The following is a 13,925-nucleotide window of genomic DNA, read 5'->3' as shown; positions in this document are numbered from 1 at the left end:
CCCGAGTCAAGTACTGTGATGGGGAGCACGCAAGTTGGTCCATCGGGTAAATGACCAGTGTTCGGGGTGTTACCGCGCAATCACCGTTAGGGAACCTGCCAGTTCATCCCGGTGATCAGCTAGCCTGGAAGTTTACCGTCACCGATGTGTAGCCGAGCGCGGCGAGGAACTGCTGGAGCATCTTCCGGGTGTTCTCCTCGGCCCGTTTGCCCAGGTCAGCCTCCTTGGCGGCATCGCCGATCTTCGTCTCGGCGAGCCGGTAGACCTCCTGGAGACGATTCGGGTCCGAACTGAACACGTCGCCGATGCGGTTGAAGACGCCACGCTCCTCGGAGTACACGTAGCTTCGCTCATTGTTGATGCGCACCGGGCGCAGCTGCGGCGCCGGCAGCGTAATCTCCGCCGAGCGGCGGTCCTCGGACTCCTTGACCGAGCCCTGGCCGATGCTGGCGAAGTCGACGTAGACCTCGACCGATCCGGCCGCGACGAACAGGATCCGCTCGTTGAGCAGGAAGTCCGGGATGTACTTGCGGTCCTTCTGCACGTCGACGATGACCTCGAAGTTGCCCTCGGCGGCCACGAACTGGCTGAGGTCCTGCACCGACTTGAGCAGCGCGGGGCCGCTGCGGTCGGTCTGCTCCTCGGCGAACGGGTTCTTGAGGTCGGGGAACAGCCCGATCGTCTTGGCCCCGAGCACGAGGGCGACGACGAGGCCGATGGTGGCGACCAGCCAGAAGAGTCCGCGCATGGCCCCGCCGCCCTGCTTCACGGGGACCACGACGGGCTCGGGGTTGGGCCGGGGGTCGAGCGTGTCGCCGATCTCCGGGCCGGTGATCTCGGGGTACTCGGAAGTCTTGGGGTCCTTCGGCTCCTCGGAGGAGGGGACCTTGTCGTCGTCGTTGCGGGCCATGATCGCCACTCCTCGGGGAGGATCTTCTCCCTATCAAGGTAAGGCGCACCGCAAAACGTCGCGAGTCGATCTCAGCCCGTGTTCAGGCAAAGGCGGCGATGCCCGTCAGCTTCTGCCCGATGACCAGCTGATGGATCTCCGAGGTGCCCTCGTACGTGAGCACCGTCTCGAGGTTGGCGGCGTGGCGCATCACCGGATACTCGGCGCTGATGCCGTTGGCGCCGAGGATCGTGCGGCACTGGCGGGCGATCGCCAGGGCCTCCCGCACGTTGTTGAGCTTGCCCACGCTGACCTGCTCCGGCCGCAGCTCCCCGCGGTCGGCCCGGCGCCCGAGGTGCAGCGCCAGCAGGTAGCCCTTCTGCAGCTCGACGGCGGCGTCGGCGAACTTGGCCTGGGTCAGCTGGAACCCGGCGATCGGCCGACCGAACTGCTCCCGCGAGCCGGCGTAGTCCAGGGCCGTGTGGAGGCTGTCGCGGGCCGCCCCGAGCGCGCCCCACACGATCCCGTAACGCGCCTCGGTCAGGCACGACAGCGGGGCCTTCAGGCCGCGCGCGAGGGGCAGCTGGGCGCTGGCCGGGAGCCGGACGCCGTCGAGGACGATCTCGCCGGTGCACGAGGCGCGCAGCGACAGCTTGTGGTGCACCTCGCGGGCGGTCACGCCAGGCGTGTCCATCGGCACCGCGAAGCCGCTGATGCCCTCCTCGGTGCGGGCCCAGACCACGCCGACGTCGGCGAGCGGCGCGTTGGTGATCCACATCTTGCCGCCGTCGAGAACCCAGTCGTCGCCGTCGCGGCGGGCCCGGGTCTTCATCGACGCCGGGTCGGAGCCGTGGTCGGGCTCGGTCAGCCCGAAGCAGCCGATCGCCTCGCCGGCCGCCATCCGGGGCAGCCACTCGTCCTTCTGCTCGTCGGAGCCGAATTTCCAGATGGCGTACATCGCGAGGGAGCCCTGCACCGACACGAGGCTGCGCACACCGGAGTCGCCGGCCTCCAGCTCGAGACAGGCGAGCCCGTAGGCGACGGCGCTGGCGCCGGCGCACCCGTAGCCGTGCAGGTGCATGCCCAGCAACCCGACCTTGGCGAACTCCAGCGCCAGGTCGCGGACAGGCACCTGCCCCTGCTCATACCACTCGACGACGTTGGGCCGGACGTGGTCGTCCACGACGCGCCGCACCACCCCGCGGATGGCGAGCTCCTCCTCGGAGTGCAGGGCATCGACGTCGATGAGGTCCAGCGGTCGCGTGGTCACCCGAACAGCTTAAGCACCGTTCACCCGCGGCCCGGTGGCAAGTCCCGGCCGGATTTGTCACTCGCGGCCGGACCCCCTCACGCCTGTAACACGCGGGCGTGGATCGACGTACGCTGCTGCAATGCCGCCCGCAGCGCCCGGTGCAGACCGTCCTCCAGGTAGAGGCCGCCCTCCCACTGCACCACGTGCGGGAACAGGTCACCGTAGAACGTCGAGTCCTCGGCGAGCAGCTTGTCCAGTGCGAGCTCGCGCTTGGTGGTGATGAGCTGGTCGAGCCGCACCGGCCGCGGCGGAATCTCGGACCACTGTTTCAGCGTCAGCCCATGCTCCGGATAAGGCCGACCGTCGCGGACCGCCTTGAAGATCATGAACGTTTCACCCCCCTGACCGTGCCAGGGTACCGACAACGTGCGACAGTTCCGGCGCCCTGCGCGGTCACAGTTCGGCGCTGGTGGTCCACCGGCCACGGTGAGTAACGGTCGTGGCCTCGCGCCGGCCCCGCTTGAGCGACGGCGACTTCTTGTCCTGGGCCCGGTAGCCGACGGTCATGGCGCCGATCGGCGTGTAGGCCTCGGGCACGCCGAACTCCGCCCGGTAGCCGGGGATCTGCGCCGGCGGGATGCCGAAGAAGCACGCGCCCAGGCCCTCGTCGACCGCGCCGAGGAGCACCAGCAGGCTGGCCATGCCGGTGTCGATGTGCCAGTAGGGCACCGGCCAGCGGGCCTCGTCCTTGTCGGTCCAGCCCTTGTCGGGCTCGGCGTAACGGTCCAGGTAGGCGTTGCGGTGGCTGTGCGGCACGACGATCACCGGGGCCCGGCTCATGCCCTCCAGCCAGCCCGACGGCAGCGCGTCCTCGGGCGTGGTGACCGCCCAGAACCGCTCCAGGGCCGCCGGGGTGTCGAGCACCAGGAACTCCCAGCCCTGCGAGAAGCCGGCCGACGGCGCGTGCACGGCGTAGCCGAGCAGCTTGTCGACCAGCTCCGCGGGCACCGGGCGATCGGGGTCGTAGTTGCGCACCATCCGCCGCCGGCGGATCACATCCGAAAGTTCCACGGGTTGAGATTAACCGGGCCCAGAGCTGATAGGCCCCGGCCGAATCGGGCAGGCAGTCACCTAGATCGTGCGGATCCCCCAGGTGCCCTGCCACGTGCTTCCCGGCTCCAGGACCACCACGTCGCGACCCGAGCGGAACGCGTCGGGCGGGCAGGTCATCGGCTCGATCGCCAGCGCCTTGCGGAAGCGGTCGGCCGGGAGGGTGTCCGACGAGTAGACCTGCCACCAGGTGAAGGAGGCGTCGGCCCAGACGGCGACGCCCCGCCCGTCGGGCGCGGTCACGACGACCTGGGTGCCACCGTCGGCGTCGGCGTCCACCTCGCCGAAGGCCGTGTCGAGCACGGTGCTGCCGAGGCGCCGCCCCTCCGTGAAGTCGTACTCGGTGCCGGCGACCGGCCCGCCGCCGATCGGCAGGAGGCGCGCGTCGACCAGCACCCGGCTGCGCGCCGGCACCCGCAGGTGCAGGTCGTCGACCGGGACGCCGGGGACCACCACGTACGGGTGGGTGGCCAGGCCGAACGGGGCCGCCGTGTCACCCGCGTTGGTCACCTGGTGGGTCGCCCGCAGGCCCCCGTCGCCGACCGACCACGTGGTCCGCAGGCGCAGCGGCCAGGGGTACCCCGGCTGCGACACGAGATCGTGCTCCAGCGTCACGCTCTCGGGGGTCGCGTCGACGAGCGACCACCGGGACCAGTTCACCAGCCCGTGGATCGCGTTGTGCCGCTCCGGCTCGGTCAGCGGCAGCTGGAAGTGCGCGCCGGCGAACGCGTACTGCCCGTCACGGATCCGGTTCGGCCAGGGCGCCAGCACGTGCCCGGCGGAGCCGACCGCCCGCTCGTGCTCGGCGTAGCCGGCCACGACGTCACGGCCGTCGACGGTGTAGCTGCGAACGCCACCGCCCACCTCGACGATGACTGCTTCGTGGCCGCCCGAGGCGATCGTCCACTGTGTACCGGATGGGGCGAGCGAGCGCTGCGCAGCGGCGGTGTCCATGGTCGCGACAATATCGTTACACCGACCGGTCGGTGTAACGGAGGAGCACGGGGAAGCACAGGCCAAGGGCTACGGCGACCACGGCCGCGGCGATGCCGCCGCTGACCCAGGAGAACGTCACCCCGGTCGCGTCCGCCACCGAGCCGGCCCGAAGGTCACCCAGACGTGGACCTCCGGCCACCACGGCGAAGAAGACGCCCTGCAGCCGGCCGCGCATCTCGTCGGGCGCGCTGAGGAGGACGGTCTGGCGGTACACCCCGCTGATCATGTCCGCCGCACCCGCGACCGCCATGAAAGCTACACATGCCCACAGCCACGGCACCGCTCCGGCGGCCGCCACGGCGAGGCCCCAGCCGACGACGGCGAGCACCAACGCGATCCCCCGCCGGTGCACCCGCCCGATCCACCCCGACGTCAGCCCGGCGACCGCGGCGCCGATGGCGATCGAGGCGTACAGCCAGCCCAGCGAGCTCTCGCCGAAGCGCTGGTCGGCCACGGCCGGGAACAGCGCCTTCGGCATCGCGAGCACCATGGCCGCGATGTCGATCGCGAACGTGAGCAGGATGAGCTTGTGGCCGGCGAGGAAGCGCAGGCCGTCGCGGACGTCCCGCAGGCCGCCCGTGGTCTTGGTCCCGCCCGGCGTCGGCGGGACCGACGGCAGCCGCAGCGCCGCCCACAGCGCGACGGTGAAGAGGACGGCGTCGATCGCGTACGCGGCGGAGAAGTCGGCGGCGGCGATCACCAGGCCGGCGCCGACCGGGCCGCCGATCGCGGCGATGTTCGACACCGTGAAGCTCAGCGTCTGGGCCGACGCCACCTCCTCGTCGTCGATCAGCGCCGGGATGATCGCCTGGCGCACCGGGCTGTTCACGCCGAACGCCGCCGACTGGGCGGCGATGAGGGCGAGCATCAGCCAGGCGTTGTCCAGGTGCAGCAGCGACTGGACCAGCAGGCCGATCGTGGTCACCCACATGAGCAGCGAGCTGACGATCAGCACCTTGCGCCGGTCGAACGCGTCGGCGATCGCGCCGCCCCACAGCGAGAACAGGATCAGCGGGATCAGGCCGACGAAGCTGGCGATACCGACCCACAGCGCCGACTTGGTGATCGCGTAGACCTCGACCGGCACGGCGACGGCGGTGAACTGGACGCCGAAGAAGGAGATGGCGTTGCCGAGGAACAGCCGGCGGTACGCGACGTGGCGCAGCGGGCGGACGTCGATGGCGTGGCGGCGGATCCAGCTTTCCTTGCTCTTCTGCTGCTCGCGCTCCTCGTCGGCCAGCGTCACGGCGCGAGCCGCTCGACGCCGGCGGGGGTGAAGCGGAGGCGGTCGTGCAGCCGGCTGGGGCGGCCCTGCCAGAACTCCACCGTCTCGGGCGCCAGGCGGTAGCCGCCCCAGTGCGGCGGCGGCTCGATCTCGCCGTCGCCGAACCGCTCGGCCGCCTCGGCGTAGCGGCGCTCCAGCTCCGCGCGGGACGCGATGACGCTCGACTGCGGGCTCGCCCAGGCGCCCAGCTGCGCGCTGCGCGGGCGGACCGCGAAGTACTCGGCCGTCTCCTCGCGCGGGACCTTCTCGACGCTCCCCTCCACGATGACCTGGCGATGGATGGCGTACCACGGGAAGACCAGCGAGGCGCGCGGGTTCGCGTCGAGGTCGCGGCCCTTGCGCGAGCCGTAGTTCGTGAAGAACGTGAAACCGCGCTGGTCGTACCCCTTGAGCAGGACCGTGCGCGCGGACGGCCGCCCGTCGGCGGACGCGGTGGCCAGCAGCATCGCGTTGGGCTCCGGGACGTCGGACTCGACGGCGTCGGCGAACCAGGTGGCGAACTGGGTCAGCCAGTCCTCGGCGAGGTTCGCTTCCGTGAGTTCGCCGTCGTACTCCATCCGCATGCGCGACAAATCTTGCGGCGATGTGCTGGGTTTCACGCTCACATCCTTCCTCTGCCGTTCAGAAATGCGTGAAGATGTGTCACGTATGACACATCTGAGCCTCCGTTCAGTCGGCAACCCCCACCGAATGGGGCGAAGATGGCAGGGAGAACACCGGCGGGTAACAAACTGTCCGACACCCCGTAACAGCAGGAGTGCGAGATGTCCGATTTCAAGCCGGGACTCGAGGGCGTGATCGCCTTCGAATCCGAGATCGCGGAGCCCGACAAGGAAGGCGGCGCGCTGCGGTATCGCGGCGTCGACATCGAGGATCTCATCGGCCAGGTGTCCTTCGGAAACGTTTGGGCGCTGCTGGTCGACGGGAAGTTCGGCCCTGGTCTTCCGCCCGCTGAGCCGTTCCCGGTTCCGGTGCACTCCGGCGACATCCGGGTCGACGTCCAGTCCGCCGTGGCCATGCTGGCGCCCTACTGGGGCCTGGGCCAGCTCCTCGACATCGAGACCCCGCAGGCCCGCGAGGACCTGGCGCGGGTCAGCGTCACCGCCCTCTCCTTCGTCGCACAGTCCGCCCGGGGGCTCGGGCTGCCCGCGGTACCGCAGAAGGAGATCGACAAGGCGTCGACCATTGTGGAACGGTTCATGCGCCGCTGGCGGGGCGAGCCGGACCCGCGGCACGTGAAGGCGGTCGACGCCTACTTCATCTCCGCCGCCGAGCACGGCATGAACGCCTCCACGTTCACCACGCGCGTCGTCGCCTCGACGGGTGCCGACGCGGCCGCGTGCATCTCGTCCGGCATCGGCGCGTTGTCCGGTCCGCTGCACGGTGGCGCGCCGTCACGCGTCCTCGGCATGATCGAGTCGGTCGAGCGCAGCGGCGACGCCGAGGGGTACGTCAGGAGCGTGCTCGACCGCGGCGAGCGCCTGATGGGCTTCGGCCACCGGGTGTACCGCGCCGAGGACCCTCGCGCCCGCGTGCTGCGGCGCACGGCCAAGGAGCTCGGCGCGCCGCGCTTCGAGGTCGCCGAGGCGCTGGAGAAGGCGGCGCTGGAGGAACTGCACGCTCGCCGGCCCGACCGGGTGCTCGCCACCAACGTGGAGTTCTGGTCGGCCGTGGTGCTCGACTTCGCCGAGGTGCCCGCGCACATGTTCACGTCGATGTTCACCTGCGCCCGGGTGGCCGGGTGGAGCGCGCACATCCTGGAGCAGAAGGAGCTCGGCCGGCTGGTCCGCCCGTCGGCCCTCTACGTCGGCCCGGGCCCGCGCAAGCCCCAGGACGTCGAGGGCTGGGACCAGATCCCGCACGACGTGTGACCCGTGAGCGGTTCGGAGCGCAGCGGAGAGGCAGCTCGACCGCCCGTCGCCGAAGCGCAGCGTAGGCGACGGGTGTGACGCTCGTCGCGTCATCGTTCAAATAGGCCGGGGTGCCGGCGGCATTGATGGCAGGATCCGCAGGGACCCGCCCGCCGCCGCACCCCGGAGTCGTTTCATGGCCGAGATTCGCATTCCCGACGAGCTCAAGCCCGCCGACGGACGGTTCGGCTCCGGGCCGAGCAAGGTCCGGCCCGAGGCGGTGCAGGCGCTCGCCGGCGTCGCCACCAGCCTGCTCGGCACCAGCCACCGCCAGAAGACGGTCCGCGACGAGGTCGCCCGGCTGCGCCGCGGCATCGCCGAGCTGTTCAGCCTCCCCGACGGCTACGAGGTCGTCCTGGGCAACGGCGGCAGCACGGCGTTCTGGGAGGTCGCCGTCTTCGGCCTCATCCGCGACCGCGCGCAGTTCGCCAGCTTCGGCGAGTTCGGCGCGAAGTTCGCCTCGGCCGCCAAGAAGGCCCCGTTCCTCGGCGAGCCCACGGTCGTCAAGGCCGAGCCCGGCACCGGCGCCTTCCTGCGCGCCGAGGAGGGCGTCGACGCGTACTGCTCGCCCCACAACGAGACCTCGACCGGCGTCGCGGTGCCGGTCAAGCGGCTCTCCGGCACCGACGAGGGCGCACTGCACATCACCGACGCGACCTCCGGCGCGGGCGGCCTCGAGGTCGACCTGAACGAGACCGACGTCTACTACTTCGCACCCCAGAAGGGCTTCGGCTCCGACGGCGGCCTCTGGATCGCGCTGATGTCGCCGGCCGCGATCGCGCGCACGGCGGAGATCAAGGAGTCGGGGCGGTACATCCCGGACTTCTTCGACCTCCAGACGGCCATCGACAACTCGCGGCTGGAGCAGACCTACAACACCCCGGCGCTGGCCACGATCTTCCTCGCCGCCGAGCAGGTCGACTGGATGCTGGCCGGCGGCGGGCTCTCGTTCGCGGCCAAGCGCAGCGAGGAGTCGGCCGCCATCCTGTACGGCTGGGCCGAGCGCTCGCCGGTCGCCACCCCGTTCGTCGCCGACCCGGCCGTGCGGTCCAACGTCGTCGGCACGATCGACTTCGCCGACTCGGTCGACGCCACCGCCGTGGCCAAGGTCCTGCGCGCGAACGGCATCGTGGACACCGACCCGTACCGCAAGCTGGGCCGCAACCAGCTCCGCGTCGCGATGTTCCCCGCCATCGACCCTTCGGACGTCGAGGCGCTGACCGTCTGCATCGACTACGTCATCGAGCGCCTCTGATCTGCCCCGTTTCCGCTTTTCTGTCGGCGCGGCGCGCGTAGTTCCAGCTAGGGTTGCCGTACTGTGACTCGAAGGCGTCGGCCGAAAGGCGCCTGCAGCGGGTGGGACGGAGGCACGCGATGCGGCCTGTGCGATTCGTCGCCCTCTCGGAGGACGGCCAGGCATTCGTCCTGGCGGACGAGGTTGGGCGGCTGCTTGCCCTGCCCATCGACGAACGCGTGCACAGCGCCCTGCGCCCCGATCACAACCACCCGACGACCACGATCGAGACGGGCTCCTCGCAGCTCGCCCCGCGCGACATCCAGGCCCGCATCCGCTCCGGCGAGTCGGCCGAGGAGGTCGCGCGGGTCGCGGGCGTGCCGGTCGACCGGGTCCTGCGCTACGCGGGCCCGGTCCTCCAGGAGCGCGCGATGCTGGCCCAGCACGCCCGCCGCACCCGCCTGAAGACGTCCGCGAAGGGCGCCTCCCTGGCCGAGGTCGTCGACTCCCGGCTCGGCCAGCACGGCATCGACACCGACAAGATCTCCTGGGACGCGTACCGCCGCGAGGACGGCACCTGGCGCATCACCGCCACGTGGCCGAGCGGCAAGGCGACCGCGCAGGCGGTGTGGGAGCTCGACAAGGCCCGCCAGCTGGTCGCGCCGCACGACGACATGGCGCAGTACCTCTGCACCGAGCGCGCCCCGCACATCCTCGGCCAGGAGCCCCCCGCTCCGGAGCGCCACCTGCCCAACCGCGGCGAGTCCTCCCGCGGCGACCTCGGCCTGCGCCCGGACGCGGTCCGCACCGGCGGTCACGAGCCGATGCGCCCGGCGACCCCGGAGCGCCGTCCGGGCGGCCGCGGCCTGGGCACCGACCCGATCCGCGCGGGCCGCGACGCCCTGCTGGCCTCGCTGGACCGCCCGCTGGGCTCGGAGCGCGAGCGCCGCACCGCCGTCGACGAGCCACCGGTGGTGACCCCGCCCCCGGTCACGCAGGGCGAGACCCGCGCCCGCGGCGCCGCCGCCCTGATCGGCCGCTCCCCGTTCGACGACGACAGCGACCAGTCGAAGGAGATCCCGGCCGTCCCGTCGCTGGCCGTCCTGCGTCCCCGCCGCAACACGACGTCGGCCGCGAGCCCGGTCGACCAGCCGTCGGCGACGTCGGAGAAGCCCCGCAAGCGCCTCCCGAGCTGGGACGACGTGCTCTTCGGCGGCGCGCCTGCCGCCCGCGAGACCAGCTGACGCCGCTCCCGCGTCTCATGACTCGGGTCCGTGCAAGGCACGACCGTCGCTCCCGCCAGACACCGCTCGTGCCGCCGGTGCATCCGCCCCGGCGCCACGGACGCTGCCACCGCCGTCGCCCCAAGAACCCGCGACCTCCGGCCGCGCCGGACGCTCGCACGCCGTGCGGTTGGTCGCGTGCCTTGCGGTGATCGCGCCGCGTCGCCGTGCCGCCATGATCGTGGGAAACTTCTGGTCGCTATGACAGCCAGATGTTTCCCTCGATCTTGGGGCGGACCGGGCCGGCGCATGGATAGGTTGGGGTCCATGGAGTACACGAACCTCGGGCGGACCGGACTGTCGGTCAGCCGGCTGTGCCTCGGCACCATGAACTTCGGGCCGAAGACCAGCGAGCCGGACAGCTACGCGATCATGGACCGCGCGCTCGAGCACGGCATCAACTTCTTCGACACCGCCAACGTCTACGGCTGGAAGCTCGGCGAAGGCGTCACCGAACACATCATCGGCCGCTGGATCGCCCAGGGCGGCGGCCGGCGCGAGAAGGTCGTGCTCGCCACCAAGGTCTACGGGAAGATGCAGGACTGGCCCAACGGCCAGGGGCTCTCCGCCCGCCACATCATCGCCGAGGCCAACGCCTCGCTGCGCCGCCTGCAGACCGACTACATCGACCTGTACCAGATGCACCACATTTCCCGCAGTACACCCTGGGAAGAGATCTGGCAGGCGATGGAGGTCCTCGTCGCCCAGGGGAAGGTGTTGTACGTCGGAAGCTCCAACTTCGCCGGATGGCACATCGCCGCCGCGCAGGAGTCGGCACACCGCCGCAACTTCCTGGGGCTCGTCGCCGAGCAGTGCATCTACAACCTCATGGCCCGCACGGTGGAGCTGGAGGTGCTGCCGGCGGCGCGGCAGTACGGACTGGGCATCATCCCCTGGTCGCCGCTGCACGGTGGCCTGCTCAGCGGCGCCCTGGCCAAGCTGGCCGCGGGTGCGGCCGGGCGGTCCGGCGAGGGCCGGGCCGCCGACGACCTGGAGCAGCACCGCGCGTCGATCGAGGCGTTCGAGAAGCTGGCCGCGGAGCTCGGCGCCGACCCGGCCAACCTGGCGCTGGCCTGGCTGCTCGCCCAGGAGGGCGTGACCGCCCCGATCATCGGCCCGCGCACGCTCGACCAGCTCGACAGCACGCTCGGCGCGCTCGACCTGCAGCTGGACGAGGCGACCCTGACCCGCCTCGACGAGCTGTTCCCGCCGGTCGGCAAGGGTGGCCCCGGCCCCGAGGCCTGGGCCTGGTAGTTCGCCTCGGCGGTGGCGCTGGGCTACCTGCCCAGCGTCACCGTCGCCACGGCCTCGTACGCCGGGTCCGGCCCCAGGAAGCTGCGCACCAGCCGCAGCTCGTCGATGGTCCACAGCGGGCTCTCGTACGCGTCGAGGATCGCCAGGTCGTCGGCGAGCTCGGCGGCGCCGATCCGGTCCCCCGGGCGGGCGATCGTGACGTGCGGCCGCAGCGGCTTGCGGTCGAACGGCAGCCGGTTGCGCCGCAGCGCCCTGCGCACCGTGTCGCCGAGCGCGGCCAGCCGCGATCCGTCATCCTGCTCGCGGACATCGGCCAGCAGGGTGGTGAACCTCCCGCGCCCGAACCGCGCGCCGCCCGCGATCCGCACCGTGGGCGCCTCCGCCGTCACCTGCTGGAGCACCTCGGCCGCCAGGTCGGCCTGGTCGTCCGGCACGTCGCCGAGGAACGCGATCGTCATGTGCCACCGCTCGGGCGCGGCGAGGCGGGTGGAGCGGCCAGGCGGCATCGGCTGGGCCACGGCCAGCCGGCCCACCGTCGCGCCGAAGTGCGCGCGGACGTCCGGCGGCGGGTACGCCCCGATGAACAGCCTCAACGCTGCTGAGCCCCCGCGTCGCGCAGGACCAGCCCGGCACGCTGGAGCTCGCCCTCCAGGCGCAGGCGCTCGAGGTCCAGGTCGACCCCGTGCAGCTCGTCGAGGTGCTCCTCGACCCCGAGCTGCCGGCAGGCGGTCCGCAGCCCCTCGTCGTACGCGTGCTGCACCGCGTTGAACCAGACCGGCGAGCGCAGCGCGATCCCGCCGCGCAGCCGGTTGAGCCGCCGGAGATCCCCGGCGACCTGCTCGATCGGCGGGCACGACGGCGCGGGCCGCTCGCCCGCGGTGAGCTCCTGGACGCCGCGGCCCAGCCGGCTCAGCTGCCAGCGCCGCCCGATGCGGGTCTCGGTCCACCGGCCGCCGAGCACCGAGCGCTCCTTCCGCCGCGGCCACAGCCGGCGGCGCACGAGCCGCCAGGCCCGTTCCAGGATTTCGTCGGCCGAGATGAGCAGCAGGCAGACCAGACACGGCGCCACGGCGATGAGCCCAATGGCACCGACCACGAGTAGGCCGTGCAACACGCCCACGCTTCGAGGCTAAGCCCGCGCCCACAGCGATCGCTACCGATTTGCCGAACGGGGTTGACATCGGGGCCGGGCCGGAGCATATTCAACCCAGGAGTTAATTAACCGAGTGGTTGAGAAGGCGAGAGCAGTGGACCGGCTGAGTGAGGTGTTCGGCGCGCTCGCCGACCCGACGCGGCGGGCGATCCTGGCCCGGCTGGCGGAGGGCGAGGCGACGGTCAACCAGCTCGCCGAGCCGTTCCCGATCAGCCTCCAGGCCATCTCCAAGCACCTGAAGGTGCTGGAGCGGGCCGGCCTGATCACCCGCGGCAAGGAGGCGCAGTGGCGCCCGTGCCGCCTCGACGCCGCGCCGCTGCGGGAAGTGGCCGACTGGATCGCGAGCTACGAGCGGTTCTGGGAGGAGCGCTACGACCGCCTCGGTGAATACCTGCAACGCCTGCAGAAGGAACCCACCCGACAGGAGGAACAACCATGAGCCGCGACGACCTGACCGTGACCCTGCCGTCCGACCTGGAGATCCAGATGGTGCGCGCGTTCGACGCGCCGCGCGCCCTCGTGTTCGCCGCCCACGCCGACCCCGAGCACATCAAGCACTGGTGGGGCCGAGGCAACCCGCTCGACATCCAGATGGACTTCCGCCCCGGCGGCAAGTACCGGTTCGTGGAGCACGCCGACGGCGAGGAGTATGCCTTCCGCGGTGAGTACCTGGAGATCCAGGAGCCCGAGCGGATCGTCTGGAGCTTCGAGTTCGAGGGCATGCCGGGCCACGTGTGCGTCGAGACGATCGAGTTCACCGAGGTGGACGGCAAGACCACGATCACCAGCCTGACCCGGTTCGACACCAAGGAGGACCGCGACGGCATGGCCGCCTCGGGCATGGCGGAGGGCGCCGGCACCTCCTACGACGCCCTGGCCGCCTACCTGGAGAAGCTCTGACGGGCATGCTGGCCATCACCGCGCAGATGTCGGCCGACGCGAGCATCGGCCCGGCGATCGGCTGGTACGAGGGCGGCGGCGAGCACGAGCAGGCAGGCGAGGACGAGGTCCGCCTCGCCGACGCCTTCCTGCTCGGCCGCAGGACCTACGCGGCGCTGGCCCCGATCTGGACGGCCACGCCGGGCGCCTTCGCCGACCGGGTGAACGCCATGCCGAAGCACGTGGCGTCGAGGACCCCGGCCGACTCCCTGACCTGGAACGCCGAGCCGATCAAGGGCAACCTGCCCGACGCGGTGCGCGCGCTCAAGGCCACGGGAAACCTGCTCACGTACGGCTGCGGGGAGTTCGCCTTCGAACTGCTCAAGCACGGCCTGGTGGACGAGGTGCGCTTCTGGGTCCACCCGGTCGTCTGGAGCGAGGCGGCCCGCCCGTTCCACGGCCTGGGCCACGTCCGGATGCGCCTGAAGTCCTCGACGACCTTCCCGAACGGCGTCGTGCGCAACACGTACGAGCCGCTCTCGGTCGACTGACCCGACCGCCCCGGCGGCCGGCGAACCTCTAGCCCTTGACGAGCGGCGTCGCGGGCACGAGGCCTTCGTCGGCCGCCCGGGTCAGCAGGGCGTCCACGGCCGCGTGCCCGTCGGGCCCGAGCGAGCTCG

At 71.4% G+C, this 13,925-nt stretch carries 16 protein-coding genes; 7 read left to right on the top strand and 9 right to left on the bottom strand.

Annotated elements, in window-relative coordinates; all coding sequences use genetic code 11:
* Positions 1-115: 115 nt before the first annotated feature.
* The 7 genes from ABZS66_RS40620 to pdxH all read right to left on the bottom strand — a co-directional run bounded on the left by ABZS66_RS40620 (position 116) and on the right by pdxH (position 6,104).
* Positions 116-910: a DUF4230 domain-containing protein gene (locus ABZS66_RS40620; RefSeq protein WP_354767407.1), complete on the bottom strand. Its 795-nt coding sequence runs from the start codon at positions 908-910 to the stop codon at positions 116-118.
* Between the two features lie 82 nt (positions 911-992).
* Positions 993-2,159 (bottom strand): acyl-CoA dehydrogenase family protein, encoded by a 1,167-nt coding sequence (locus tag ABZS66_RS40615; RefSeq protein ID WP_354767405.1) that lies wholly within the window; start codon positions 2,157-2,159, stop codon positions 993-995.
* 77 nt (positions 2,160-2,236) lie between these two features.
* Positions 2,237-2,527, bottom strand: a complete 291-nt coding sequence (locus ABZS66_RS40610) for a type II toxin-antitoxin system VapB family antitoxin (protein WP_190249067.1) — start codon at positions 2,525-2,527, stop codon at positions 2,237-2,239.
* A gap of 67 nt (positions 2,528-2,594) precedes the next feature.
* On the bottom strand, positions 2,595-3,212 hold the full coding sequence (locus ABZS66_RS40605; protein ID WP_354767403.1) for a nitroreductase family protein: 618 nt from the start codon (positions 3,210-3,212) through the stop codon (positions 2,595-2,597).
* Between the two features lie 60 nt (positions 3,213-3,272).
* Complete coding sequence (locus tag ABZS66_RS40600; protein ID WP_354767401.1) at positions 3,273-4,205, bottom strand: aldose 1-epimerase family protein; 933 nt, start codon at positions 4,203-4,205, stop codon at positions 3,273-3,275.
* 16 nt (positions 4,206-4,221) lie between these two features.
* Complete coding sequence (locus ABZS66_RS40595; RefSeq protein ID WP_354767442.1) at positions 4,222-5,487, bottom strand: MFS transporter; 1,266 nt, start codon at positions 5,485-5,487, stop codon at positions 4,222-4,224.
* A gap of 2 nt (positions 5,488-5,489) precedes the next feature.
* The gene (gene pdxH / locus ABZS66_RS40590; RefSeq protein ID WP_354767440.1) at positions 5,490-6,104 is read right to left on the bottom strand and encodes a pyridoxamine 5'-phosphate oxidase; all 615 of its coding nucleotides are present in this window, start codon (positions 6,102-6,104) and stop codon (positions 5,490-5,492) included.
* Positions 6,105-6,296: 192 nt separating this feature from the next.
* Here pdxH and ABZS66_RS40585 point away from each other — a divergent pair, with 192 nt between their 5' ends.
* From ABZS66_RS40585 to ABZS66_RS40570, 4 genes are all read left to right on the top strand, one after another.
* Positions 6,297-7,403 (top strand): citrate synthase 2, encoded by a 1,107-nt coding sequence (locus ABZS66_RS40585; protein ID WP_354767399.1) that lies wholly within the window; start codon positions 6,297-6,299, stop codon positions 7,401-7,403.
* Positions 7,404-7,578: 175 nt separating this feature from the next.
* Complete coding sequence (gene serC / locus ABZS66_RS40580; RefSeq protein ID WP_354767397.1) at positions 7,579-8,697, top strand: phosphoserine transaminase; 1,119 nt, start codon at positions 7,579-7,581, stop codon at positions 8,695-8,697.
* Positions 8,698-8,816: 119 nt separating this feature from the next.
* Entirely contained in the window at positions 8,817-9,920 is a 1,104-nt protein-coding gene (sepH, locus tag ABZS66_RS40575; protein WP_354767395.1) for a septation protein SepH, read from the top strand.
* Positions 9,921-10,226: 306 nt separating this feature from the next.
* Positions 10,227-11,213, top strand: coding sequence for an aldo/keto reductase (locus tag ABZS66_RS40570; protein WP_354767393.1), 987 nt, complete (start codon positions 10,227-10,229; stop codon positions 11,211-11,213).
* Between the two features lie 23 nt (positions 11,214-11,236).
* Here ABZS66_RS40570 and thpR read toward each other — a convergent pair whose 3' ends face one another.
* Positions 11,237-11,806, bottom strand: a complete 570-nt coding sequence (gene thpR / locus ABZS66_RS40565) for an RNA 2',3'-cyclic phosphodiesterase (protein WP_354767391.1) — start codon at positions 11,804-11,806, stop codon at positions 11,237-11,239.
* Positions 11,803-12,333 (bottom strand): hypothetical protein, encoded by a 531-nt coding sequence (locus ABZS66_RS40560; RefSeq protein ID WP_354767389.1) that lies wholly within the window; start codon positions 12,331-12,333, stop codon positions 11,803-11,805. The genes thpR and ABZS66_RS40560 overlap by 4 nt, the downstream gene beginning before the upstream one ends.
* 127 nt (positions 12,334-12,460) lie before the next feature.
* On the opposite strand from ABZS66_RS40560, the gene ABZS66_RS40555 reads away from it, so the two are divergent.
* Genes ABZS66_RS40555 through ABZS66_RS40545 form a run of 3 tightly spaced genes read left to right on the top strand, consistent with a single transcriptional unit; the run spans position 12,461 to position 13,796 of the window.
* Entirely contained in the window at positions 12,461-12,805 is a 345-nt protein-coding gene (locus tag ABZS66_RS40555; RefSeq protein ID WP_354767387.1) for a metalloregulator ArsR/SmtB family transcription factor, read from the top strand.
* A complete protein-coding gene (locus tag ABZS66_RS40550; protein ID WP_354767385.1) occupies positions 12,802-13,266 on the top strand; it encodes an SRPBCC family protein in 465 nt (154 codons plus the stop codon). Before ABZS66_RS40555 ends, ABZS66_RS40550 begins: the two co-directional genes overlap by 4 nt.
* 5 nt (positions 13,267-13,271) lie before the next feature.
* The gene (locus tag ABZS66_RS40545) at positions 13,272-13,796 is read left to right on the top strand and encodes a dihydrofolate reductase family protein (RefSeq protein WP_354767383.1); all 525 of its coding nucleotides are present in this window, start codon (positions 13,272-13,274) and stop codon (positions 13,794-13,796) included.
* The last annotated feature ends 129 nt before the right edge of the window (positions 13,797-13,925 follow it).

This window comes from Dactylosporangium sp. NPDC005572, assembly GCF_040605515.1.
Taxonomy (GTDB): Bacteria; Actinomycetota; Actinomycetes; order Mycobacteriales; family Micromonosporaceae; genus Dactylosporangium.
This window is presented reverse-complemented; position numbering and strand designations above follow the sequence as displayed.

Bases quoted from the DNA above. Each gene is read 5' to 3' on its own strand.
- ABZS66_RS40620 (WP_354767407.1), bottom strand. From the start codon at position 910: ATGGCCCGCAACGACGACGACAAGGTCCCCTCCTCCGAGGAGCCGAAG.
- ABZS66_RS40610 (WP_190249067.1), bottom strand. From the start codon at position 2,527: ATGATCTTCAAGGCGGTCCGCGACGGTCGGCCTTATCCGGAGCATGGG.
- ABZS66_RS40600 (WP_354767401.1), bottom strand. From the start codon at position 4,205: ATGGACACCGCCGCTGCGCAGCGCTCGCTCGCCCCATCCGGTACACAG.
- ABZS66_RS40585 (WP_354767399.1), top strand. From the start codon at position 6,297: ATGTCCGATTTCAAGCCGGGACTCGAGGGCGTGATCGCCTTCGAATCC.
- serC (WP_354767397.1), top strand. From the start codon at position 7,579: ATGGCCGAGATTCGCATTCCCGACGAGCTCAAGCCCGCCGACGGACGG.
- sepH (WP_354767395.1), top strand. From the start codon at position 8,817: ATGCGGCCTGTGCGATTCGTCGCCCTCTCGGAGGACGGCCAGGCATTC.
- ABZS66_RS40570 (WP_354767393.1), top strand. From the start codon at position 10,227: ATGGAGTACACGAACCTCGGGCGGACCGGACTGTCGGTCAGCCGGCTG.
- ABZS66_RS40550 (WP_354767385.1), top strand. From the start codon at position 12,802: ATGAGCCGCGACGACCTGACCGTGACCCTGCCGTCCGACCTGGAGATC.
- ABZS66_RS40545 (WP_354767383.1), top strand. From the start codon at position 13,272: ATGCTGGCCATCACCGCGCAGATGTCGGCCGACGCGAGCATCGGCCCG.